Genomic DNA, 1013 nt, shown 5'->3' on the forward strand with positions numbered 1-1013 from the left:
AGGAACTAACCTGATTTGTAAGTGAGCTTGTGAAGCTTAAGTGAACAGCATTGCCTTCTGCATCGAACAAAGAAAAAGGCCAGAACGGATCGGGAAGATCCGTCCTGGCTGTCTGCAGACCATGGGTAAGTTTGAAACGCCGGGTCTGCCGATACCGTTTTTCTAAACGTGGAAGGAAACTCGTTTGGACAGCGCGCGAACGAGCAGCGGAACGAGAATCAGATCGACGATCAGGGTCGGAATCATATAGGAAGACTGATAGACGATGGATCCCCACCAGGTAACGCCGTAGAAGACAACGCCGGAAATGGTCGAGGACAGAAAGCGGATCAGGTTGGTGATCAGCACACCGGAATAAAAGTACTTCCAGTTTGGGAACAGGCATGCGATGCCGTACACGGAAAAGGCGATGAAATAATCGAGCAGAAACTGTGTAAAGCCCAGAATATACATCTGTCCGGTAACAAACTGAATCAGAACCGAAAGCATGGCGGTAATCAGACCAAGCTGCCAGCCGAGATGATAGCTGGCCAGAAGAAGCGCGATAGTTCCCAGACCGAGCGTTCCGCCCTGCGGCATACGGAAGAGCGGCAGGGTATTGCTCAGGTAGTCGAGAACAAAAAACAGCGCCAGATACATGGCCATGTAGGCGATGCTTCGGGTGGTAAATTTGCTGTCCTTGCGGACACTCGTTTTTGAACGATCAGACATTTTCGTTTTCTCCTTTTTATACGCAGAAGAAAGCCGGATTTTCATGACTGCACGCCGTTCGTGCACCAGAGAGCGAAATACCAGAAGAAGGCTGAACGCTTTTCCTTTGCGCCTGAAAAGAATTCTCTTCCTTATTCTGGACCATTCAATCGAGCAGCGAACGAACAGACGTATTGTAATACGCAAAGAGGACGGGCGCCTGAAATTGGACACGTTCGCATTCAATTCTTCCTTTTCTCTGTGCGTTTTCCCAATGCTGTTCACTTAAGCTTCACAAGTGAGCAGTGCCTTGCCTTTCTAGT

General features: G+C 49.2%; 2 protein-coding genes. One reads left to right on the forward strand and one right to left on the reverse strand.

The window, feature by feature from the left end:
- Positions 1–162 precede the first annotated feature (162 nt).
- Positions 163–711, reverse strand: a complete 549-nt coding sequence (locus tag Q2J39_RS10745) for an energy-coupled thiamine transporter ThiT (protein ID WP_230267520.1) — start codon at positions 709–711, stop codon at positions 163–165.
- Positions 712–771: 60 nt separating this feature from the next.
- Here Q2J39_RS10745 and Q2J39_RS10750 point away from each other — a divergent pair.
- Positions 772–1013 (forward strand): hypothetical protein (locus Q2J39_RS10750; RefSeq protein ID WP_300925560.1); only part of this gene is annotated, 242 nt, incomplete at its 3' end.

It is taken from the genome of uncultured Allobaculum sp. (assembly GCF_948576815.1).
GTDB classification, from domain to species: Bacteria; Bacillota_I; Bacilli_A; order Erysipelotrichales; family Erysipelotrichaceae; genus Allobaculum; species Allobaculum fili.

Coding starts and splice junctions, on each gene's coding strand:
- Q2J39_RS10745 (WP_230267520.1), bottom strand. CDS start 711: ATGTCTGATCGTTCAAAAACGAGTGTCCGCAAGGACAGCAAATTTACC.